This window comes from Alcanivorax sp. HI0007 (assembly GCF_001635525.1).
GTDB lineage: Bacteria > Pseudomonadota > Gammaproteobacteria > Pseudomonadales > Alcanivoracaceae > Alcanivorax.
This window is the reverse complement of record NZ_LWEJ01000173.1, coordinates 1-20173: the sequence shown is the minus strand read 5'-3', so window position 1 is coordinate 20173 and position 20173 is coordinate 1. Positions and strand designations below refer to the sequence as shown.

The following is a 20173-nucleotide window of genomic DNA, read 5'->3' as shown; positions in this document are numbered from 1 at the left end:
GATGTTCTTGACCGCGACAATTTGAAAGGAAGCTTTCTTGGCAATGAGTTCGGAGAGCTTTTCAGTAGTGATGTCTTCGGAGGTGTATTTTTCGATGTCAATATCTTTGCTCATTGAGTTGTCCTAGTTTGAGGAGATGATAAAACGGGCAGATTCGCTGCCCGTTCTAGTCAGCGACTGGGTCTTATTGAAGTATGATCAAAGCTCCGCTATTTGCTGTAGGGCATCTTCATAAGCAAATAGTGTGTCGAAGTTTTCGTTGTAAATTAGGTAGAGGGCGGACTGTATGTTCTCGTGTGGCGTTTCTTCGATGGTATCTTTGAATATGTTGGTATGATGCATGCTTCCGGAAAGCACCATGAAGCTTTCGTCCTCCATTACCACCCAGTCAATGGTTTCAAAGGCCCTGGCTCCTTTGTATTTCTCAAGAGTCTCCTGAGCCAGAGAGAGGGAGTCCTGGTTTTCTTTTTCAATCATCGAGATCTGGTTTTTTATGCTCCGGACCCCTCTTTCGTGATTTTCTATATCGGTTATTGATTGCTGTTTCACACGAGGCCAAACCGTGTAGCTGGAGCCGTTTTCTGTTTTCCTTTCAGTCCAAGAATTCCCGTTATCGATATGATTTTGGGCTTTCTTTAATAGTTGTTTTTCTCTCGCTATTTCTGATTCGAGTTCGTTTAACCTTTCCTGCAATGTGATCAGCCTGCTGTCGTTTTTTGCAGCATCGATCATTTCATTTGCTGTATCCCTGTAATTCTTTTCTATGTCCTTGAAATCACAGGTGTAACGAACGACATCTCGGCCCCGTTCGTCCTCAATGACAGACCAGTCTGTGCTCTCACAAAGCTTACGGTTATCCAGCGCCTGGCCAACCGTATATTCAGGGAGTAATTCAAGACGCCCCTCCCGGATGACGTCTATTTCAGAAGAGCACCCGGATAGGGCTGCCAGGGAAATGCATGCTAGGGCTGCTTTGAGGTTTTTCATGATGGTTCTCTTTTAAAATCTTTCCATGAGGTGATTGGCTTAAGCACCAACCACAATTAAGAGGAAACAGACGATCCAGACGATGAAGTACGCCAGGTTCTGCTTCAGGGCTTGGGTTCGTTGGTAGAGATAGACGGGCACCAGCCACACCCATCCACCAAATGTGCTGGTATCAGTGCCGGCTTTCTTGAGTCTCTTTTCATCCAGGAAAGACAGGGCGATATTGAGTATGAGAGTGATGTAAATGAAATGGCCGCTGGCAACGGCTTGCTCGGCACGGTACTCGCTGCTGTGAACCATGTAGGCCACAAAGTATTCCAGGGTGAGGCCGATCAGTGGGGCAAACGCCAGAATCCATACAACGGTGTTGTTGACTTTGGCTCCGGTTAGCGGCGGTGGGGTCGTATCATCAAGGTGTTCCCGAAGCTGGGTATCTTCGATGTTGGTCCAGTCCGCGAACCCCTTCTTCCAGACGGATGATCCGTGGCGTAGTGTGCCGTTGCTGATCAGGGTGATGAGATCGGTTTCAGAAACGCCCCCCTTCCTTTCTCCGTTGAGTTCGTAGAACCAGATCTCGTTCCCCGTGGTGCTGTTTTCCATTGTTCATTCCTTGTAGTGGCTGTCCTTCCATGGTTTTTAGCCAAGCACAGGTCGAGTGCTGTGCCTGGGAAGAGCGGTCTCCCCCAGGCGCTGTGTCCGTTGGTTTGGAAGGTGTGTCTCAGTTTGAGTGTTATGTAATTCAAGACTCGCAAAGTATTGCAACGCTGCACCTTGGGGGTCAAGTATTCCGGTACGACAGAGGTATGGCACTGCCGTAGCGTTGCTCTATCAGATTGATGGAGTGGGCGTGATGAGCTTCCCCGAGCGCCTGAAGGCGGCACGGTTGGCGTTGGGTCTGACCCAGGAGCAGTTGGGCGACGAGCTTCATGTGACCAAATCCACGATATCCGCTTGGGAAAATGGCCGTGATTCGCCCGGATTTCGTTTACTGCCGAAGTTGAAGGCGGTCCTCGGTGTATCGCTGGATCATCTGATCTGCGGTGATCAGGTTGAGGGTGCCTCAGAGCTGAAGTCCAAGTATGACGCCCAGGTACGTAATGACGCCGAAGCTCAACTGCTCAAGGGCTACCGGCGCCTGTCCGTTAAACGTCGCCAAGGCCTGCTGGCTATGATTGATTAGCCTGCCTGTTGTCCGGCCAGCTTCTGGCTGAGTCCCTGTGCCGACTGCGGTTGAGTATTGCCCGGTGGGGCCGACCCTTCCGGCACGAACTCCTCCACGACCTGTAACCCTTCCTCCTCCGAGTATTCGAACTGAGCGTTGAGCAGCCCTGCATGGGCTACCTTGTCCAGCTCTGTTTGGTTGATGCCCTGGTCTTCCCTGACCTTGGCCGTTTCCCTGGCGTGGCTGACGGCATCCTCCATGGATTGCTCAGCGCGCAGCGTCAGATCCACGTAGTAGATCGGTGCCCGGTGGCTCTGGGTAGTGCTCTTCCCGCGTAGCTTCAATTCCAGGGGTAGGGTGGCTAGGTTGCCGCCACTGATGGCATGGAAGTAGCGCAGCCGGGCAGCCAGGGTGCGGATGCTGTTGTAGCCGGTGGTCCGAAACACGAAGCAGCCCAGTCCATCCTCCTCTCCGATCCGTACATAGAGCCGCCCGTAGGGTTTGCACAGATCGTGGGCACCGAATTCGCATAGGTCGGGTGAGGGGCAGGGTAACTGCTCCAGGCCCTGGTCGGTGCGGCGTCGGCAGGTCTCCCCGTCGCCACTGCACAGGGGCCGGCCACTCTTGCGCTCGAAGAAGGTGTACTCCGCCCGCAGGTTCAGGTCCGGATCATTGAAGGGCAGGGTGACGGGAATGCTGCGTAGCTTCTTGCCTTGTACCTCCTGGCGTAGGGCCTCATCCAGTGGGTGCGGTAGCCAGCCCTCCCGGGTCTGGATCTGGGTAGTGATGGTGAATTGGTCGTCTTTCTCCGGCAGACGCTTGCCGTTCTTTTCTACTATGCGGCCAATACTGATACGGCCAATCACGGGGGGCGTAATGGCGAGTCCTTTGATCATGGGAATCTCCTGTTATAAAAAGCACAGCCGCCGGGCTGGGCCCGGCGTTTATGCTGTTAGGCGTGGGGTGTTGAGTGAGGTGATGCGAGAACGATCAGGTGTTGGGTTTGACGAGGAACCGGCGACTGCCAGCGCGATGCTTGGGGAATTGCTGCAGTAGCGCGGGCTGAGTCTTGAGCAGGGCGTCAGTGTCGAGCACTGTACTGTCCTTGCTGCGCTTCCAGCTCACCTGGCCATCCATGAAGTAAGCCCGAGCGGCGTCACCCATGCGTTGCTGGATGCGCTGCTTGAGCCGGGCTTCCCGTTCGGCCAGACGGGCTAGGCGTTCCCGGATATCCAGCATCTCACTGAAATCGCCGTTGAGTGCGGTGTCTTCAATGAGATCCAACGCTTCGCCATCGTCACGAGGGTAGAGCGCTCGCAGCGCCTGGTCGGCGGAGTCGGAGCCATCGGCCTCGGGTGGCGTATCGGTTTCCACCAAGTGCCAAAAGGCCCGTTCCAGCTCGATCAGTTGCTTGATGACGGCGTCATCCCGCTCAATGCGGTGTACCTGCAACTCCTGCCCGCAGATCAGCACCGCCACGTCCGCTGCCTGCTTGCCGGTGACGGCCAGTTGATGCTGCACCTGGCACTGGATGTACTCTGGTACGCCATCGGCCCAGAGCCTGGCGCCATTGAGGCCGGTGGTTTTGCACTCCAGGATCTGCACCTCTGGATTTCCCACTACCGAGTAATCCAGATTGGCCAGCATCCAGGGCTTGTCTGCATCCGGGTGCTGGAGCACGGCATTCACTCGCCGTACCTTGTTGCCCGTCGCCTTGGCATAGGCCTCGGCCACCTTGGGTTCAAGAAGATTGCCCCAGTACAGCGGGGTATGGATGTCGTCAGGATCGGGGGCCGGTAACAGCCCATCCCGCCCGGTCTTGATCATCCACAGCTCAAGCGGCGATTGGTACGGATTAAGTCCCACGGCCGCAGCGGCATCGCTGGCCCCGATACCTTGCTTGCGGACCTTGAGCCACTGTTCCCGGTTCATGCCCTTGGTGGACACCAGGCGCAGGGCTGGGCGGGATGAGGATTTGATGGAGCGGGGCGTGCTCATGAGTGTCCTCCTTCCAGTTGGGTCAGCCGCTCGGTAAAGCGATCATGAAGATTGATCAGCCGGTGGGTCTGGGGTGTCTGATCCGACGGGATCTCATGACTACCGCCCTGGCTGAAGAAAGTGACCACCAGCTCGGTGATCATCTGTTGGATGTCGGTGTTGGGCGGTAAATCGCCATCATTCTCGAGCAGATAGGTGCCCAGCTGTTCGCCCAGGATAGACACCACCTCGTACTCGAACACCCCAGGAAACCCTTGCGGGCCATACCAGTAGGGTTGCACCTGTTTCCAGATATCGGGGATGAAGTCACACAGGGTGCTGATCAGCTCAATGCATCCATTACCCCAGATCTCCAGAAGCCGGGTACCGCGCTCCTTGTTCAGCATCACCCCTTCATGGAGAAAGGCGCCCCAGATGGCGGCCAGATGCGGGGAGAGGGGTGGCGCAGAGAGTCTGGCTTCCGGGTTCACACGGCTATCGTGATTACGTTCTGTCATGGTCAGGCTCCAAACAATAAAAAGCCCGACCGGCACAGAGCGGGTCGGGCTTTAGTCGAGGAAAAAGAGTGAGTCGGGAATCAGTCAGGTCACCAGTTCCAGAGTCTGGCTCAGGGCCCGCTGCTTGATCTGGGCACCCTTGCCGAACCAGGCGGAATCCAGCCGGTTGTCGGTGCTGCGGGCGCGACGTTCGTGGTCCACGAACTCGGTGACTGCATTGAGCAGGCCGTAGGCCGTGTTCTTGGCTGACGGCAACTCTGCGCCGCGACCGGCCCCGTCATACAGCGCCATAGCCTTCTTCATGGCCTGTTCGTTGGGCTTCACCAGCATGTCCCCAGAGGAGTAGTTCACATCGGTGAAGACCGAACGCATGACCTTCTCGGCGGTCTTGCGGGTGATCCGTCGTTCGCTCAGCGCTTTCAAGCGATACATGAAGTCATCCCAGGCAGAGACGGAGATACCCAGCTGTTTCTTGACCGCCTGAGCATCGAAGGTGGTGTTGTGCCGGACTTTCACCGCCTGGCCGGCGCCATTGAGGGCTACCGCCAGGGTGTTGTTGCACACCACCCGGATGCTGGTGAACTGGGCAGTGGTCGCCAAGGTACCGTCACAGGCGGTGGCCAGCAGCACATAGCCGTTGGTCTGGTCATTGCCAGCCAAAGAACCTGTTTGCCCGGTGCGGGCCAGCGCCCAGAGCTTGCGGCCACCTTTAAGGACGCCAGCGGTTTCCAGTTCAAAGCCGGAGCGCTCGGTGAGGTCCCGGTAAAACTCCAGGATCTGCCGGGGCTGAACCACCTTGAAGCGGTTGCTCACTACGGACAGAGGCGCCTGATTATCTGATCGGAACAGCACCTTCTGATCCGGGAAGGATGAGATCTGTCCCAGGGATCCAGCCTCGCTGCTAATGAAGCGAACAGGAGTCTCACGGATCTCCCAGTCCATGCCGGCTTCCTGCATCCAGACATTGAGGGGCTGTTGGGCGGCGAGCTGGTTGCCCAGCCCGTGCCAGGGGGTGCGGCCTGCATAGGCCATGCTTTCGACAAGATGTGCCATGGTAAATCTCCAAGAAAAACGGTGAGCCCGAAACGGGCGGATTGGCGAATGAGAAGAGGGGGTGAGTCAGGGGTAGAGCAAAAGCAGAAGAGTGAAGGCTTAGAGCCAGCCACGCTGGGCCAGGCTGACCCACTCGGAGCGGGACACGACGAAGTGATCCAGTACCCGTACATCGATCAGGGCCAGAGCGTCCTTGAGTCGGGTGGTGATGGTGCGATCAGCCTGGGAGGGCTCACAGCACCCGGAGGGGTGGTTGTGGGCAAAGATTACGGCAGCGGCATTGCAGGCCAGCGCCTGCTGTACCACTACACGGGGATACACCGCCGCGCCATCAATGGTGCCGTTGAACAAGGGCTCGAAACTGAGCACCTTGTGTTTGTTGTTGAGGAAGATGGCCGCGAAGACCTCGTTTTTTTCCTGGGCCAGAGCCATCTGCAGGAACTGGGCAACATCGGTGGGCGCAGTGAGCGTATCTCGACCGGTGAGTTCATCCAGTAGGATGGTGGCCGCCGTACTGACAATCTCCTCGGGTTTAACACAGCCCTGCACGTGGTACAGGCCCTGCTCGTTCTTCACGAAAGTGGGAATATCCATAAAAACTCCAAAACGGCATAAAAAAGCCCGCACAAGGCGGGCTCTGGTATGTAGTGAAGGGGGGGCAAGTGCGAAATACGGGTTAATCGGTGTCGAGTCGAAAGGTGTGGCCGCAAGCCAGGCACTTCAGGTTGTCGAGAAAGGTTTGGTCGAGCTTGTCACCGAGAGCGGCACCGGCCTCTCCGCCGGCAACACCTCCGATCAGGCCGCCGATCACGGCACCGGCTATGCCGCCGAGCAGCGATCCTCCAGGGCCCGCGACATAGCCCAGCGTCATACCCACACGAGCGCCACTTGTGGCCGCCGCAACTCCACTCGCGGCACCCGCGGCTGTGCCGACAGAGCCGCATACCCTGCGCCCGGTGTGGAGCGCCGCTATCCGGATAGATTGGCAGCTGGGACATTGAATGATCATTAAACCTCCATGAAATGGGACCAGGAGGGTCATTCCTTCCTGGCTTCATGGGGGTGATATGTAGGTGAAAAAATCTGGAATCGAGACGTAGACTAGGTAACAGAAATGAAATTACTAAGTGGGAAGTCAGTTCAGGTGTGTGAATCGCCACCGGTTTGCTAGACACCTTTCAGCCATACAAAATGGTGGCCGCCGTACTGATAATCTCCTCAGGATTAACGTAGCCCTGTACGTGGTACAGGCCCAGCTCGCTCGAATATCCATAGAAACTCCAAAACGGCATGAAAAAGCCCGCACAAGGCGGGCTCTGGCATGCAGTGAAAGGGGGGGGGGGTATAAAATTCATGATCAAAAGCATCGGTTTGCTGTTTTGGGTTGCAAGTAGAGCAAGTAGTGTTAGTGGGTGTAGATTCAGTATCCTTCAGGGAAAGCTCATTATAGAGCGGTCGAGATTGAACAGGCTGGACGAGACTCCAAATCATCATCCCAACTATTGATGAATTTGACTTGAAGCATAGAGAATGGAGGGTGAAGGTGTCAGTTGTCTGACCGGTCGCCGAATCGATCAGAACCAGGGATTACAACAACTGCAGTAAGGCCTCCTACCTTACTGGACGTGTAATGAACCTGTCCCTGATAACGCTCAACTATTGCGTGGACAATAGCCAGCCCCAATCCATGACCGGGTGTTTGCTCGTCCAGCCTCAATCCTCGCTTGCCCAATTGTGAGTGGGCTGTTTCTGATACGCCCGCTCCGTCGTCGCTGATGATAATTTTTAACTGCTCTTGATCTTCACTCAGCGTGAGCTCCACCCAGCGGGATGACCATTTGCCTGCGTTATCCAGCAAGTTGCCAAGGATTTCGTTCAGATCATGCTCCTCGACAGGCCAGCGATGGTTTTCAGGCAGATCCGTTGACAATTCAAAAGATTTATCGGGGTAGAGGCGGCCAAGCATCCACAGCAGATCCCGGGCCTGTTTGATCGGACATACACTTTGGCCGACCTGTGGACCCGCAAACCGGCTTCGCCGCATTTCGGCCTCAAGCTGAGCATCTATGTCGTCGAGGCGCGCCGCCATTTCCCATCTCAGCTTCTCATCGAGCGGGCGACTGGTGTCTTCCAGGATCTGTCTGACAGCCGCTATGGGGGTTTTCACGCTGTGGGAAAGGTTGGCAAGTGCGTCACGGGAGCGTTCCAGCCGGTCATCCAGTGAATCCAGCAGTCGATTGAGTTGCCGGACGAGGGGCTGGAACTCCTCCGGGCCGTCTGCGTTAATACGGGAGAGCTCGCCTGACTGAAGTTTTTTCAGGTTCATCTGAAGGCCCGCTATTGACCGCAGGGCCAGAGTGATTCCCAGCCATATGCTCCCGATCATCAGAATGACCAGTAAAACCGAGACGACGGCAGTCCAGATATGGAGTTTGGCCTGGCTCCGATGAAGCGCCTCCATATCCTCGGCAACAATGATCACGAAGGGGTTTCCGTCGACCGTGAAGGCACGGCGATACCCAAGCATTTGGGAAGGCGCAGCTGGTACCTCAGCATCCCTGGCTCTCACGGCTCCCTCCTGCCCGGAGGTGAGCAACGGCCTCAGAATCGGAGTCCAGGTCTCCGGTGAGATGGACTGCCCAGACGGAGAAGCGATGGCGATGGCGAAGGCGTGGAGGAGCACTTCCTGAAAATAGTCGCCGGTCTGGAGTGTATCAATCTGGCCACCGGATTGGCGGATCTGGTGTTCCAGAAAAGCTACCTCATCTTTCAAGCGGCGTTCTACTAAGTCCATGGTCATCCTCTCCAGCAAGGCCCCATGGATGATCCAAGCCAGTGCCATCAGACCAATGCCGGCCGGAAGCAGCAGAATCAGGAGCATCCCCCTGACTGAGCGAGGTCTAACGGCTATCGGCATCGAACAGGTACCCCTGACCACGTCGGGTCTTGATGGTGTCCGGTCCCACCAGCTTCCTGAGCCGCCGCACATACGCTTCGATCACGTTCTCGCTGGGTATGTCGTCGATGCTGTATAGCTGGTCGAGAAGCTGTTCTTTCGAGAAAACCTGCCCGGGACGACTCATCAGACATCGGAGCAAACGGAACTCCGTACCGGTCAGGCTATGTTCGGTCTCGTCACCGGCCCTTAACGTCTGGCGATTTTCGTCCAGCTCGAACCGGCCCGCTGTCAGGGTATCCATTATTCTGCCTTCGCTTCGCCGGACGATGGCGTGAAGTCGGGCAATCAGCTCTTCGGTCTGGAAAGGCTTCGCGAGGTAATCATCGGCGCCGGCCTTCAAGCCATTGACCTTGTCCTGCCAGTCTCCCCTGGCGGTCAGGATCAACACCGGGAAACTGACCTTATGCGTCCGCCACTGTTTCAGTACGTCCAGGCCGTTGCCGTCGGGCAGGCCCAGGTCAAGAATACCGGCGCGGTAACTTTCCTGCTGCCCGAGGTGCCGGGCTTCCCGCGCTGTACGGGCGGTATCCACGCTGAAACCGGCCTTTTCCAGTTGGGCGCTTAGCCCATTTGTCAGCAGGTAGTCATCTTCCACCAGAAGTAATCTCATTCCTGAACTGCCTTTCTAAATTGAGCATCAGAGTCCGTCAGTGTCGCTGCCCAAGCTGAATTGTGCCAGAACAAAAAATAATTCCGATTTTCAGCCTGGATTCAGGTTGCTGAGCGATGGTAGCAACCGCTTCTGGATATTGCTCAAGTTTTGAGTGAGACAACCCGGCCCTCAGGGCCAAAGCTGTTCAAAGGAGAAGATATATGACCGTATCAAAATTCCTCGTTGCTGCCGCAACTATCTTATTGTCGGCGACCACCTTTGCCGCTGGAACCCATGGTGGAGGACATGATCACGGCGCTGCGAGTGGTGAGCCCGGCAAAGCCTCAGAGGCCAGCCGAACCATAACAGTCGAAATGTACGACAATTACTATGAACCGGAATCAATCATCGTAAGCCCCGGGGAAACGGTGCGGTTCGTGGTGGAGAACAAGGGGAACCTCGTTCACGAGTTCAACATCGGCACACCTGAGATGCATGAGGGGCATCAGGAGGAAATGATGATGATGGTAGAGCACGGCGTGATTCAGGGCGGGAAGCTGAATCACGACATGATGAGCATGGACATGGGCAACGGAAAAACCATGAAGCATGACGATCCAAACAGCGTGTTGCTTGAGCCCGGACAGAGCAAGGAAGTTGTCTGGAAGTTTACGGAAAAAGGCGACATTGAGTTCGCATGCAACGTGCCAGGCCACTACCAGGCCGGCATGTACGGTGACGTTAACTTTGAGTAAACCGGCGTACTGACAACCCCGCGAATGCACGGGTTGGGACTGTTTTCCAGCCCTGCTTCAACGAAGTGCAGTTTGGAGTAAGAAAAAGATGAAAACACGCCTACTGACAGGACTTTTAAGCCTGCTGATGCCAGCCATGGTTATGGCTGGTGAGTACGACCTGACGGTCGACCGGGTAAAAATTGATACTGGCGATTTCGTGAAAGAAGGCATTGGATACAATGGCGTATCTCCGGGGCCGGTGATGCGCTTCAAAGAAGGCGAAAACGTCAGGATCAACGTGACCAACAATCTGGATGAGATGACGTCCATTCACTGGCACGGTCTGATCCTTCCTTTCGATCAGGATGGAGTACCAGGTATCAGTTTCCCGGGCATCAAGCCGGGTGAAACCTTTACCTACGAATTTCCCATCCAGCAAGCGGGCACCTACTGGTTCCACAGCCACTCTGGTTTTCAGGAGCCGGATGGCGCCTACGGTTCCATCGTTATCGAACCCGAGGGGCGTGAACCGTTCCGTTACGACCGCGAATACGTCGTCCAATTGACCGACAAACACCCGCATTCCGGTGATCGCATCATGCGCAACTTGAAAATGATGACTGATTATTACAACCGCGATCAGCAGACCGTGGGCGAGTTTTTCTCGGATGTGTCCGAGAACGGTTTTATGAACACAGTTCGGGATCGCATGGCCTGGGGTGGCATGCGCATGATGAAAGCAGACGTCGAAGACGTGCATGGCTTTACGGGCCTGATCAATGGTAAAGGGCCGGACCAGAACTGGACCGGACTCTTTGAGCCGGGCGAGCGCATCCGGCTGCGTTTTATCAACTCTTCGGCGATGACCTACTTCGACATCCGGATTCCCGGTCTGGATATGACGGTTGTCCAGGCTGATGGCAACAACGTTCAGCCGGTCAGTGTGGACGAGTTCCGGATCGGTGTAGCGGAAACCTACGATGTGATCGTGCGCCCGAAAGATGAGCAGGCTTATACCATTTTTGCCGAATCCATGGGACGTTCAGGCTATGCAAGAGCGACGCTGGCCCCCGAAAAGGGTATGGAAGGGTCTGTGCCACCAATGCGTGAACCAGCGCGTCTGACCATGGCTGATATGAGCGGTATGCCCGGTATGGACCATGGCAGCATGTCTGGCATGGATCATGGGAACATGGATATGAGCAGCTCGGGAGATATGTCCGGGATGGACCACTCCAACATGGGCAGCATGGATCATTCCAATATGGAAGGTATGGATCATTCCAACATGAAAGATATGGATCATTCGGGCATGTCCGGCATGGACCATGGTTCCATGGCGATGGGGACAGAAGAAAAAAGCGATCCTTTTTACGCCAAGGGCAGTGGCCTCATGCCCAAAGCTGCCAATGGCGGAAAGTTCCTCTCTTACGCTGACCTGAAGGCTCAGGATCCGTTGTATGAAGTTCGCGAGCCGACCCGGGAAATTGAGCTTCGTTTGACCGGCAATATGGAGCGGTATACCTGGAGCATTAATGGCGTCAAGTATGAAGACGCCGATCCGATTCGTCTCAAATACGGTGAGCGGGTCCGTTTCAAGTTTGTCAACGAAACCATGATGACTCACCCCATGCACCTGCACGGTATGTGGTCCATCCTTGATGTTGGCGCAGGCCAGTGGAACCCGATCAAACACACGGTCAGTGTGCAGCCCGGCACCACCGTTTACATGGAAACCGAGGTCGACGCGCCCGGTCAGTGGGCGTTCCACTGTCACCTGTCCTATCACGCGGCCGCTGGTATGTTCCGCAAGGTCATTGTTGAAGGTGGGCCAGAGTCGACGCAGGCCAAAACAGACGTGATTGCCAAAGATGGAGGTGAGGTATGAGCTGTATTCGATCAATTGTCGCAGTCAGCTTCCTTGCCTCTATTGGTGTCTCAACGGCGGTGACAGCTCAGGAAATGATCTCCGACACCACCGCTCGTAAACAGCCGCTCACAACCTGGGGTGTTCAATTCGAGGAGTTTGAATACCGCTACAGCGACGATGACGAGGAACTGGGCGTCTGGAATGCGGATGCTTTCTATGGCACCGACGAGTTCAAAGTCCGGTTGCTCACAACCGGGGAGTACGAGATAGAGGAGCAGGCCTACGAAACACTGGAAAACCAGCTGGTCGGCCAGATCCCCATCTCCAAGTTCTTCGACGCCAAAGCGGGCGTACGTTTCGATACGCCCGAGGGGCCGGACCGTACATATGCCGTTCTCGGTGTAGCCGGGCTGGCTCCCCAATGGTTTGAGATCGATGCAAACCTGTATGTCAGTAAGGATGGCGATACGTCAGCCGAACTGGATGCAGAGTACGAGCTGCTTCTCACCAACTACTGGATTCTGGCGGCAACGCTGGATGCCACGGTTGCGTTTAGCGAGGACCGGGAAATTGGCGTTGGTAAAGGACTGGTTTCTACCGAAACCGGACTCAGGTTGAGCTATGATCTGATCGACCGTGCGTTCTCGCCTTATGTGGGCGTGGTGCATGAGCGCAAATACGGCGATAGTGCCGACTTTGCCGAAGCGGACGGCGGCAGTACAGCAGATTGGTTTGCTGTGATTGGAGCGCGCATCGCACTCTGATCAGGTACTTAGGGGCTAAAGATATTTCTTTGGCCCGTTTTTCTCGACATTGATGCAAGTGAGATCTACCCAAGCTAGCATTGGCTATTTATTGAGTATCAAACGCCGTTCAAAACAACAGGAGGTTGTATGAGCAGCACGCACGACAGAACCACGCGCTATCAGAAAGGCAGTCTTACACTTCCGGGAACTGTTATGCTGGGCACCGGTGTCATGATTGGCGCCGGTATCTTCGCCCTTACCGGGCAGATGGCGCAGATGACTGGCGTTCTTTTCCCGTTGGCGTTTCTGGCCGCGGCGGTAATCGTAAGCTTCAGTGCCTATTCCTACATCAAAATTTCCAATGCCTACCCGTCAGCCGGGGGCATAGGCATGTACCTGCACAAAGCCTATGGCAATCGGTTACCGACGGCTTTCAATGCTTTGCTGATGTATTTCTCGATGGTGATTGCCCAGAGCTTTCTTGCGCGAACCTTCGGTTCTTACACCATGCAACTGTTCGATGGCGATGAAAGTGGCCGCATGGTGCCCATTCTTGGCGTCTCACTAATTCTGGCCGCGTTTCTGATCAATCTGTTGGGCAACCGAATGATTCAGGGCGTGGCTTCCTTTATAGGTATCCTGAAGATCGGAGGCATTCTGGTTTTCGGGATGGTGGGTATCTGGATTGCCGACAGTGTTTCTGTTGATTTCTCTAGCCCCGGTGAGGCTGGAACCTTTGGCAATTTCCTGGGGGCAACGGCCCTTGGCATTCTGGCCTTCAAAGGTTTTACCACCATCACCAACAGCGGCTCGGAAGTCATAGACCCCAAGAGAAACGTGGGGCGAGCGATTATTATTTCCATCGCAGCCTGCGTGGTGATCTACACCCTGGTCGGTTTCGCCGTTGCCAGTAACCTGTCCCTGGCGGAAATCATCAAAACGCAGGACTACTCTCTGGCGGCCGCTGCGCGTCCCGCATTGGGCGACTACGGCGTCTGGTTTACCGTCGCCATTGCGATGATGGCCACCGCCGGTGGCATTCTGGCCAGTATTTTCGCCGTCTCACGCATGTTGGCCATGCTGACTGAAATGAAGCTGGTCCCCCACAGTCATTTCGGCATGCCCGGTAGCATCCAGAAGCACACGCTGGTTTATACCGTGGTGCTTGGGCTTATCCTCACGGCCTTCTTCGACCTGTCCCGAATTGCAGCGCTGGGCATCATTTTTTACCTGATCATGGACATTGCTATCCATTGGGGCGTTCTGCGCTATTTACGGGAGGATGTGAAGGCCAATGTGTGGGTGCCCACGGTGGCAATTGTTCTGGATTTGCTCGCTCTTGGTGGCTTCGTTTGGGTCAAACTGAATACTGACCTGTTTGTTATTGGCGTGGCGGTTGTCACCATGATTGTTATCGCAGTGGCCGAGCAACTGTTCCTGAAAAAGGCCACAGAAGCCGAAGAAGCGGGACACAAAGAATCTCATGCTCATCATCACTAATCACCAGAACTCGATAGGGAGGGATCGGCCATGACGGCTGAGCACACGGTCAAAGATCCTGTTTGCGGCATGTCGGTGAATCCACACTCGGCGGAACATCGCAGCGAGCATGGCGGGAAAACCTGGTATTTCTGTTCTTCGGGGTGCAAATCGAAGTTTGACGGCGACCCGGGACACTACCTCAGTGGAGAACAGAAACAGGACGAACCCGTGGCTCCGGGCACCATGTACACCTGCCCGATGCATCCGGAAATTCGCCAGCAGGGCCCCGGAGATTGCCCTATCTGTGGTATGGCCCTGGAGCCCGAGCAGGTAAGTCTGGATGACGGGCCCTCGGCAGAGCTCAAAGACATGACCCGTCGATTTTGGATTGGCCTGGTGCTGGCCCTGCCGGTATTGGTGCTGGAAATGGGCGGACATCTCACCGGCCTTGACCAGATCGTTGCCCCACAAATGTCCAACTGGATTCAACTGGTGTTGGCGACGCCAGTAGTGGCCTGGTGTGGCTGGCCTTTCTTTGTCAGAGGCTGGAAGTCCGTCGTCAGCCGCAATCTGAACATGTTCACGCTCATTGCCATTGGTACTGGCGTGGCGCTGATCTACAGCCTGGTGGCGACACTGGCGCCCCAGATTTTCCCCGACGCCTTTCGGCAGGAAGACGGTTCTGTCGCCGTCTACTTCGAGGCGGCTGCGGTCATCGTGGTGCTGGTTCTGTTAGGCCAGGTGCTTGAACTGCGGGCCCGGGAGAAAACCTCGGGCGCGATCAAGGCGCTGCTGGATCTGGCACCGGCGACGGCCCGAAAGCTGGATGACCAGGGCGACGAGTCCGATGTGTCGCTGGATCAGGTCAAGGTGGGTGATCGCCTGCGAGTGCGCCCGGGGGACAAGGTGCCGCTGGACGGTGAGTTACTTGAAGGCAGCTCCAACGTGGATGAGTCCATGGTGACCGGTGAGCCTCTTGCAGTCAGCAAAAAGTCTGGCGACCAAGTGATTGGCGGCAGTATTAACCAACAGGGCAGCTTTATCATGCGGGCCGACAAGGTTGGCCGGGACACCATGCTTTCCCAAATCGTGCAGATGGTGGCTAGCGCCCAACGCAGCCGCGCACCGATCCAGGGGCTTGCCGATAAGGTGGCGAGCTGGTTTGTGCCCACCGTGATCCTAATTGCCATTGTTGCCTTTATAGCCTGGTCATTCCTTGGGCCGACACCGCCCATGGCGTTCGGGCTGATTGCGGCGGTCAGTGTTCTGATCATTGCCTGCCCTTGCGCACTGGGTCTGGCAACGCCGATGTCGATCATGGTAGGTGTTGGCCGCGGCGCCCAAAGTGGTGTGCTGATCCGCGATGCGGAAGCCCTTGAACGCATGGAAAAGGTAGATACGGTGGTAGTGGATAAGACCGGCACGTTGACAGAGGGGCAGCCACAAATCACCCGAATTGTTACAGCGAATGGGTACGATGACGATGCTTTGATGCGTTTTGCGGGCGGACTCGAGAAAGGCAGTGAGCATCCACTGGCCCACGCCATTCTGGACAAAGCCAAGGGCATGGAGCTGAAGCTGCCGGATGCGGAAGACTTCGATTCTCCCAACGGTAAAGGGGTAACAGGAAAAATCGACGGCAAGCGGGTGCTGCTTGGTAATCGTCTTCTCATGGAGTCGGAGAATGTCGACACCACTAAATTTGACAGCGATGCCGACGAGCATCGCAAAGATGGTGCTACCGTGATTTTTGCCGCCGTCGATGGAAAAATCGCTGGGCTGTTGGCCATCTCCGATCCCATCAAGAGAACGACCCACGCTGCTATTGTCGCGCTGCAAAAAGACGGCATTCGAGTGGTCATGCTGACTGGCGATAACTACACCTCGGCCGAGGCGGTTGCTCGCAAATTGCATATCGATGAAGTGGAAGCGGAGGTACTGCCGGAAGATAAGGGCAAGATCGTCCAGCGTCTGAAAGATGAAGGGGGTGTTGTCGTGATGGCGGGTGATGGCGTTAACGACGCGCCTGCATTGGCAACGGCGGACGTGGGGGTGGCCATGGGCACCGGCACAGATGTGGCCATCGAAAGCGCGGGCATTACGCTGCTGCGCGGCGACTTGATGGGTATTGTAGAAGCGCGTCGTCTGTCGCTGGCGACCATGCGCAATATCCGACAGAACCTGTTCTTTGCTTTTGTGTACAACTCCGCGGGCGTTCCGATTGCGGCGGGGGTTTTGTACCCGTTCTTCGGGATACTGCTTTCACCGATCTTCGCGGCTGCTGCAATGTCGCTGTCGTCTTTCAGCGTGATTGTGAATGCATTGCGCCTGCGAGTTATCAAGCTTGGCCCTAAGTAATAATAGCTGGTGCCGTACACTATTGATCGAACCATAGAAGATGCTGATTTTGAGGCGGTTGACAAACGAGCGCGTCAGTCTCTCACGGATAACTGCTTCGGGGTGCTGATCGAAATCGACGTCAAAACCACGATGAAGGAGAAGCTGGGCACGGAAATACCTGCCTACCGGATCTTTGGGCATGCAATCCTAGGCCATCGGCGTGGAGCCTCGAGTAGGGGCTATTTTGCCATAGCTGGCGCCTTAAGCGACTTCATCCGTGATCTGTTGACCGTGATCAAGTTCCACGGGGTTTGCTCAGCCCGTTCAACTTTAATCGGGTATCCGGATTATCTGGTTGGTATGCGAGAGAGAAAGGTGGCCGACAAACTCAACCCACAACGGATTAGCTGGTTGATGGCTCGCTCAGTACGCTCACTTGCTAGAGAGCAGATACTTCACCAAACAGGCGATGCCCAGGACCAGCAGCAATAGTAGGGCAATTCCGATCACTGGCATTATCCAGCCCATCGCCCCCATCATCCCGCAATCGGGTAGTGTCGTGTTCATCGTGACAGAGCTCCCTGTGGTGTCCATGCCCAAAACCCGTGGTGCCGCCGCCCAGTGGCACCACGGTCGCGCTCATATCGTTCACCCGGCACAGCAGGACAACTGCGTCACATCCTTGGTGAAAGTCTGGGCACAGAGCTTGAGCCCTTCCACCATGGTCAGGTAGGGAAATAGCTCATTGGCGATGTCGTGTACGGTCATGCGTGCGCGTAGCGCCATCACCGCCGTCTGGATCAGCTCACCGGCTTCCCCCGCCACCGCCTGCACCCCCAGCAACCGGCCCGAGTCGCGTTCGGCCACCAGCTTGATGAAACCACCGGTGTCGAAATTCACCAGCGCACGCGGCACGTTTTCCAGGTCCAGCTCGCGGGTATCGACGCTGAAGCCTTGCTCGATGGCCTCGGCTTCCGTCAGGCCGACGGTGGCCACCTGGGGGTCGGTGAAGATCACCGCCGGCATGGCGCTCAGGTCCAGGGTGGCTTCGCCCCCGGTCATGTTGACGGCAGCCCGGCTGCCCCCGGCGGCGGCGACATAGACGAACTCCGGCTGATCGGTGCAGTCACCGGCGGCATAGAGCCCCGGCACCGTGGTGTGCAGATGCTCATCGACCAGAATCGCCCCACGTGCGGTTTCCACGCCGAGGCTCGCCAGGTTCAGGGCCTCGGTATTGGGTGTCCGTCCGGTGGCCACCAGCAGTTGATCCGCCCGCAAGGTGCCGGCGTTGGTGTCGACAATGAATTCATTGTCGGTGTAGTCCACGCGGCTCGCCTGGGTCTGCTTGAGGACCTCGATGCTCTCGCGGCGAAACGCCGCCTCCACCGCATCCCCTACCGCCGGGTCTTCCTGGGAGAGCAGGCGGCTGCGGGCCAGCACCGTGACCCGGCTGCCCAGCCGGGCGAAGGCCTGGGCCAGTTCCAGGGCCACCACCGAGGCGCCGATCACAATCAGCCGCTCGGGAAGGGTGTCCAGGGCCAGCGCACTGGTAGAGGTCAGGTAGGGGGTGTCGGCAAGACCCGGGATCGGCGGTACTGCCGGTCGGGCGCCAGTACCGATTAAGGCGCGGTCGAAGTGGACGACCTGCTCGCCGCCCTCGTTCAGCTTGACCATCAGGCTATGGGCATCGATAAACCGGGCCTCGCCGTGCAGGACCGTGATGGCCGGGTGGTCGCGCAGAATCCCCTCGTACTTGGCGTCACGCAGTTCCTCGACACGTCGCTGCTGCTGCTCGAGCAGCTTGGCCCGATCCACCACCGGCGCCTGGGCGCTCAGGCCTGCATCGAAGGGACTTTCCGTACGCAAGTGGGCAATATGGGCCGCGCGAATCATGATCTTCGAAGGCACACAGCCTGTATTGACACAGGTACCGCCGACGGTGCCGCGTTCGATCAGGGTGATCCGGGCGCCGCGCTCGGCGGCTTTCAGGGCCGCCGCCATGGCGGCGCCGCCGCTGCCGATCACCGCGATGTGCGGGGCGTCTTCATCACGGCCCTTGGACACCGATGCGCCTGCCGGGGAAGTGGGCCCACTGTTGGCCAGTCGAGCTTGGTAGCCAAGTCGGGTCACGGCAAACGTCAACGCCGAGGCCGGTGTCTCCGGATCAACGGCTACCGATGCCGTCCCCTGAGGATAGGATACCTCCACCGACTGCACGCCGGGCAGCTTCTCCAGGGCTTCCCTGACATGATCCGCACAGCGGTCACAGGTCATGCCACTCACGTTGAGTTCAATCATCACGTTTCTCCGAGTCTTCATTAGTAAAGCCGGCATCCTGCTTCCGCTTGTGGTATCGCGCGTAGAGAGGTAAGCCGATGGCCAGGGCGGCAAACAGCAGGTAATCGAGATAGCCTGCCAACGCGGCCAGGCCCGCCGTACCGAATAGCACCAGGGCGATTGGCGCGCAACACAGCACCATCAACCCGGTGCCAAGCACGACGCTTAAAAATTTCTGCGAATCTTTCACGCTTATTCCTTCACCGTGGCGGGCAAGCTCGTAAACAACTCACCCGATGACCGCGATGTGCAGCTGCTTGATGTCACTCAGGGGGCGTATTCCTTGATTTGATAGAGCCGTTGTCACAACAGGCGTCGAACTGCTTCTTACGCCAAATCGCATAAATGGTCAGGCCGATGAAGAAGGCCAGGGCCGGCAATAACACAACGTCGAGATAGCCCGTCAGCCCCGCCAGGCCCACCGTGCCAAGCAGGATCACCAGGATCGGCGTAAAGCAGCACAATGCCACCAGGACGGTGCCGATCACGCTCACGCGCAGCAGGGGCTTGGGATTCTTCATGATCACTCTCGATCCGCTTGCGAGGATGTCGGGGTTGATGGATACCCAGCGTTGATGGTGGCCTCGGTCAATGCCTCCACCGACGTTCGGGCGTCGTCAAAGGTGACCACGGCCTCGAGATCCGCGTAGCTCACGTCGACTTGCGAGACGCCGTCCACCTTGTTGAGGGCGGCCTTGACGGTGATCGGGCAGGCGGCACAGGTCATGCCCGGCACCGACAGCGTCACGGTCTGCAGGGCCGCTAAGGCGGGCGTGCTGAGCAGGGCGAGTAGCGCGATGAAGGCGAAACGAGCTTTCATGGTAGATCTCCTTTTAATAGAACAGGGGCAAGATGTAGGGGAATACCAGGGCGATTAGCACCAGCAGCGATACGAGCCAGAAGATCGCCTTGTAGCCCGTCCTGACCCGTGGCACGGCACACACCTCTCCCGGCTGGCACTTTTCCACTGGCCGAAAGACGCGACGCCAGGCGAAGAACATCGCCACCAGCGCGACGCCGATAAAGAGCGGGCGATAGGGCTCCAACGCCGCCAGATTGCTGATCCAGGCGCCGGAAACGCCCAGCGTGATCAGCACCAGCGGGCCGAGGCAACACGCCGAGGCCAGGAGGGCCGCGACTCCTCCGGCGGCCAGGGGCCCTCGCCCCGTTTTAGATGTCCGCATTGACGATTCTCCTTTCGGGATGGGGGGAGCTACGATAAGGTTACTTCCGTAGCTTGGTACGGAGTCAAGCATCATGAAGAGACATGCAGATAAAGTGGCGGACACCATGACCATTGGCGGCCTGGCCAAGGCGGCCGGCGTCAATGTCGAGACAATCCGCTATTACCAGCGACGAGGGCTATTATCGGAGCCCGAACGCCCTCCCGGAGGTATTCGACGCTATGGTGCC

At 56.9% G+C, this 20173-nt stretch carries 23 protein-coding genes; 8 read left to right on the top strand and 15 right to left on the bottom strand.

What is annotated here, in order from left to right; translation table 11 throughout:
- Positions 1 to 198: 198 nt before the first annotated feature.
- Entirely contained in the window at positions 199 to 987 is a 789-nt protein-coding gene (locus A3714_RS09820) for a hypothetical protein (RefSeq protein ID WP_063509631.1), read from the bottom strand.
- A 39-nt stretch (positions 988 to 1026) separates the two neighbouring features.
- On the bottom strand, positions 1027 to 1587 hold the full coding sequence (locus tag A3714_RS09815; protein ID WP_063509630.1) for a DUF4339 domain-containing protein: 561 nt from the start codon (positions 1585 to 1587) through the stop codon (positions 1027 to 1029).
- A gap of 250 nt (positions 1588 to 1837) precedes the next feature.
- Between A3714_RS09815 and A3714_RS09810 the strand changes: the two genes are divergently transcribed.
- Positions 1838 to 2167, top strand: coding sequence for a helix-turn-helix domain-containing protein (locus A3714_RS09810; protein WP_230457725.1), 330 nt, complete (start codon positions 1838 to 1840; stop codon positions 2165 to 2167).
- On the opposite strand, the gene A3714_RS09805 is transcribed toward A3714_RS09810, so the two are convergent.
- From A3714_RS09805 to A3714_RS09770, 8 genes are all read right to left on the bottom strand, one after another.
- The gene (locus A3714_RS09805) at positions 2164 to 3045 is read right to left on the bottom strand and encodes a hypothetical protein (protein ID WP_063508771.1); all 882 of its coding nucleotides are present in this window, start codon (positions 3043 to 3045) and stop codon (positions 2164 to 2166) included. The genes A3714_RS09810 and A3714_RS09805 overlap by 4 nt on opposite strands.
- 94 nt (positions 3046 to 3139) lie before the next feature.
- Positions 3140 to 4147, bottom strand: a complete 1008-nt coding sequence (locus A3714_RS09800) for a YqaJ viral recombinase family protein (RefSeq protein WP_063508770.1) — start codon at positions 4145 to 4147, stop codon at positions 3140 to 3142.
- Positions 4144 to 4644: a hypothetical protein gene (locus A3714_RS09795; protein ID WP_230457726.1), complete on the bottom strand. Its 501-nt coding sequence runs from the start codon at positions 4642 to 4644 to the stop codon at positions 4144 to 4146. Before A3714_RS09795 ends, A3714_RS09800 begins: the two co-directional genes overlap by 4 nt.
- 84 nt (positions 4645 to 4728) lie before the next feature.
- A complete protein-coding gene (locus tag A3714_RS09790) occupies positions 4729 to 5697 on the bottom strand; it encodes a DUF932 domain-containing protein (protein WP_063508769.1) in 969 nt (322 codons plus the stop codon).
- Between the two features lie 99 nt (positions 5698 to 5796).
- Positions 5797 to 6291, bottom strand: coding sequence for a RadC family protein (locus A3714_RS09785; RefSeq protein ID WP_062817356.1), 495 nt, complete (start codon positions 6289 to 6291; stop codon positions 5797 to 5799).
- A gap of 82 nt (positions 6292 to 6373) precedes the next feature.
- The gene (locus A3714_RS18220) at positions 6374 to 6568 is read right to left on the bottom strand and encodes a hypothetical protein (protein ID WP_230457875.1); all 195 of its coding nucleotides are present in this window, start codon (positions 6566 to 6568) and stop codon (positions 6374 to 6376) included.
- A gap of 675 nt (positions 6569 to 7243) precedes the next feature.
- Positions 7244 to 8578 (bottom strand): ATP-binding protein, encoded by a 1335-nt coding sequence (locus A3714_RS09775; protein ID WP_011588647.1) that lies wholly within the window; start codon positions 8576 to 8578, stop codon positions 7244 to 7246.
- 19 nt (positions 8579 to 8597) lie between these two features.
- The gene (locus A3714_RS09770; protein WP_007151491.1) at positions 8598 to 9266 is read right to left on the bottom strand and encodes a response regulator transcription factor; all 669 of its coding nucleotides are present in this window, start codon (positions 9264 to 9266) and stop codon (positions 8598 to 8600) included.
- Positions 9267 to 9469: 203 nt separating this feature from the next.
- Here A3714_RS09770 and A3714_RS09765 point away from each other — a divergent pair, with 203 nt between their 5' ends.
- The 6 genes from A3714_RS09765 to A3714_RS18040 all read left to right on the top strand — a co-directional run bounded on the left by A3714_RS09765 (position 9470) and on the right by A3714_RS18040 (position 16915).
- Positions 9470 to 10003 carry a plastocyanin/azurin family copper-binding protein gene (locus A3714_RS09765; RefSeq protein WP_022985569.1) on the top strand — a complete coding sequence of 178 codons (534 nt, stop codon included), beginning with the start codon at positions 9470 to 9472 and terminating at the stop codon, positions 10001 to 10003.
- Between the two features lie 88 nt (positions 10004 to 10091).
- Positions 10092 to 11873, top strand: coding sequence for a copper resistance system multicopper oxidase (locus A3714_RS09760; RefSeq protein WP_063508768.1), 1782 nt, complete (start codon positions 10092 to 10094; stop codon positions 11871 to 11873).
- Positions 11870 to 12619: a copper resistance protein B gene (locus A3714_RS09755; RefSeq protein WP_011588644.1), complete on the top strand. Its 750-nt coding sequence runs from the start codon at positions 11870 to 11872 to the stop codon at positions 12617 to 12619. Before A3714_RS09760 ends, A3714_RS09755 begins: the two co-directional genes overlap by 4 nt.
- A 129-nt stretch (positions 12620 to 12748) precedes the next feature.
- A complete protein-coding gene (locus A3714_RS09750; RefSeq protein ID WP_082844683.1) occupies positions 12749 to 14101 on the top strand; it encodes an APC family permease in 1353 nt (450 codons plus the stop codon).
- 30 nt (positions 14102 to 14131) lie between these two features.
- Complete coding sequence (locus A3714_RS09745; RefSeq protein WP_063508766.1) at positions 14132 to 16441, top strand: heavy metal translocating P-type ATPase; 2310 nt, start codon at positions 14132 to 14134, stop codon at positions 16439 to 16441.
- A 9-nt stretch (positions 16442 to 16450) separates the two neighbouring features.
- Positions 16451 to 16915: a hypothetical protein gene (locus A3714_RS18040; RefSeq protein WP_062817351.1), complete on the top strand. Its 465-nt coding sequence runs from the start codon at positions 16451 to 16453 to the stop codon at positions 16913 to 16915.
- 156 nt (positions 16916 to 17071) lie between these two features.
- Here A3714_RS18040 and merA read toward each other — a convergent pair whose 3' ends face one another.
- From merA to merT, 5 genes are all read right to left on the bottom strand, one after another.
- A complete protein-coding gene (merA, locus tag A3714_RS09735; RefSeq protein WP_082051506.1) occupies positions 17072 to 18721 on the bottom strand; it encodes a mercury(II) reductase in 1650 nt (549 codons plus the stop codon).
- A complete protein-coding gene (locus tag A3714_RS09730) occupies positions 18714 to 18950 on the bottom strand; it encodes a mercury resistance system transport protein MerF (RefSeq protein ID WP_062817350.1) in 237 nt (78 codons plus the stop codon). The genes merA and A3714_RS09730 overlap by 8 nt, the downstream gene beginning before the upstream one ends.
- A gap of 73 nt (positions 18951 to 19023) precedes the next feature.
- Entirely contained in the window at positions 19024 to 19281 is a 258-nt protein-coding gene (gene merF, locus A3714_RS09725) for a mercury resistance system transport protein MerF (protein ID WP_033988342.1), read from the bottom strand.
- Between the two features lie 2 nt (positions 19282 to 19283).
- Positions 19284 to 19580, bottom strand: a complete 297-nt coding sequence (gene merP, locus A3714_RS09720) for a mercury resistance system periplasmic binding protein MerP (protein ID WP_022519794.1) — start codon at positions 19578 to 19580, stop codon at positions 19284 to 19286.
- 13 nt (positions 19581 to 19593) lie between these two features.
- The gene (gene merT / locus A3714_RS09715) at positions 19594 to 19944 is read right to left on the bottom strand and encodes a mercuric ion transporter MerT (protein ID WP_027965778.1); all 351 of its coding nucleotides are present in this window, start codon (positions 19942 to 19944) and stop codon (positions 19594 to 19596) included.
- Between the two features lie 73 nt (positions 19945 to 20017).
- On the opposite strand from merT, the gene A3714_RS09710 reads away from it, so the two are divergent.
- The coding region (locus tag A3714_RS09710) for a MerR family DNA-binding transcriptional regulator (RefSeq protein ID WP_156493853.1) at positions 20018 to 20173 on the top strand (156 nt) is incomplete at its 3' end.

Bases quoted from the DNA above. Each gene is read 5' to 3' on its own strand.
- A3714_RS09765 (WP_022985569.1), top strand. From the start codon at position 9,470: ATGACCGTATCAAAATTCCTCGTTGCTGCCGCAACTATCTTATTGTCG.
- A3714_RS09770 (WP_007151491.1), bottom strand. From the start codon at position 9,266: ATGAGATTACTTCTGGTGGAAGATGACTACCTGCTGACAAATGGGCTA.
- merT (WP_027965778.1), bottom strand. From the start codon at position 19,944: ATGCGGACATCTAAAACGGGGCGAGGGCCCCTGGCCGCCGGAGGAGTC.
- A3714_RS09760 (WP_063508768.1), top strand. From the start codon at position 10,092: ATGAAAACACGCCTACTGACAGGACTTTTAAGCCTGCTGATGCCAGCC.
- A3714_RS09790 (WP_063508769.1), bottom strand. From the start codon at position 5,697: ATGGCACATCTTGTCGAAAGCATGGCCTATGCAGGCCGCACCCCCTGG.
- A3714_RS09805 (WP_063508771.1), bottom strand. From the start codon at position 3,045: ATGATCAAAGGACTCGCCATTACGCCCCCCGTGATTGGCCGTATCAGT.
- A3714_RS09800 (WP_063508770.1), bottom strand. From the start codon at position 4,147: ATGAGCACGCCCCGCTCCATCAAATCCTCATCCCGCCCAGCCCTGCGC.
- A3714_RS09815 (WP_063509630.1), bottom strand. From the start codon at position 1,587: ATGGAAAACAGCACCACGGGGAACGAGATCTGGTTCTACGAACTCAAC.
- A3714_RS09755 (WP_011588644.1), top strand. From the start codon at position 11,870: ATGAGCTGTATTCGATCAATTGTCGCAGTCAGCTTCCTTGCCTCTATT.
- merP (WP_022519794.1), bottom strand. From the start codon at position 19,580: ATGAAAGCTCGTTTCGCCTTCATCGCGCTACTCGCCCTGCTCAGCACG.
- A3714_RS18220 (WP_230457875.1), bottom strand. From the start codon at position 6,568: ATGACGCTGGGCTATGTCGCGGGCCCTGGAGGATCGCTGCTCGGCGGC.
- merA (WP_082051506.1), bottom strand. From the start codon at position 18,721: ATGATTGAACTCAACGTGAGTGGCATGACCTGTGACCGCTGTGCGGAT.
- A3714_RS09775 (WP_011588647.1), bottom strand. From the start codon at position 8,578: ATGCTCCTGATTCTGCTGCTTCCGGCCGGCATTGGTCTGATGGCACTG.
- A3714_RS09810 (WP_230457725.1), top strand. From the start codon at position 1,838: ATGAGCTTCCCCGAGCGCCTGAAGGCGGCACGGTTGGCGTTGGGTCTG.
- A3714_RS09795 (WP_230457726.1), bottom strand. From the start codon at position 4,644: ATGACAGAACGTAATCACGATAGCCGTGTGAACCCGGAAGCCAGACTC.
- A3714_RS09750 (WP_082844683.1), top strand. From the start codon at position 12,749: ATGAGCAGCACGCACGACAGAACCACGCGCTATCAGAAAGGCAGTCTT.
- A3714_RS09820 (WP_063509631.1), bottom strand. From the start codon at position 987: ATGAAAAACCTCAAAGCAGCCCTAGCATGCATTTCCCTGGCAGCCCTA.
- A3714_RS09745 (WP_063508766.1), top strand. From the start codon at position 14,132: ATGACGGCTGAGCACACGGTCAAAGATCCTGTTTGCGGCATGTCGGTG.
- A3714_RS09785 (WP_062817356.1), bottom strand. From the start codon at position 6,291: ATGGATATTCCCACTTTCGTGAAGAACGAGCAGGGCCTGTACCACGTG.
- merF (WP_033988342.1), bottom strand. From the start codon at position 19,281: ATGAAGAATCCCAAGCCCCTGCTGCGCGTGAGCGTGATCGGCACCGTC.